Below are 502 nucleotides of genomic sequence, written 5' to 3'. Positions count from 1 at the left end.
TGCAATAAAAAAATAAACGGGCGAAATTGGCTTTAAAAACAATATCTGATTTACTTAGGTTAGCTATAAATGATTTTTTAATAAAACACAATAAAGCTTAATCTAATATTAACCAACGATTATAAGGAGTTTATATGAAAAAAATACTAATATTAATTACTGCTATGTTTTTATTCGGATGTAATGAGAAGACCTATACTGTAGAAGATTTTAAAAATAACAAAGAACTACTAGATAAATACCGTAAAAAATGTGAAAACGGTGAAATTGATGGTGATAGTTTGAATTGTCAAAATTCTCACAAAGCAATAGTTTCAAAAAATAGAGTTGGTAATGCAAGTTGGGATTAATACAAGTTTTGAAAGCCCTTTAAAGTGGCTTTTAAATCTCTAATTGATGAAAGCCAATATGAATATTGCAATAAAAAAATAAACGGGCGAAATTGGCTTTAAAAACAATATCTGATTTACTTAGGTTAGCTATAAATGATTTTTTAATAAAA

The 502-nt window shown here is 25.7% G+C and carries 1 protein-coding gene; it reads left to right on the top strand.

What is annotated here, in order from left to right; all coding sequences use genetic code 11:
* Window positions 1-134: 134 nt before the first annotated feature.
* Window positions 135-350: an EexN family lipoprotein gene (locus A9G43_RS04335; protein WP_065606968.1), complete on the top strand. Its 216-nt coding sequence runs from the start codon at window positions 135-137 to the stop codon at window positions 348-350.
* The last annotated feature ends 152 nt before the right edge of the window (window positions 351-502 follow it).

The organism is Gilliamella sp. Occ3-1 (assembly GCF_001690655.1).
In the GTDB taxonomy this organism is placed as follows: domain Bacteria; phylum Pseudomonadota; class Gammaproteobacteria; order Enterobacterales; family Orbaceae; genus Gilliamella; species Gilliamella apicola_P.
This window is presented reverse-complemented; position numbering and strand designations above follow the sequence as displayed.

What these genes read in the sequence shown, in the direction of transcription:
- A9G43_RS04335 (WP_065606968.1), top strand. Translation starts at nt 135, where the DNA reads ATGAAAAAAATACTAATATTAATTACTGCTATGTTTTTATTCGGATGT.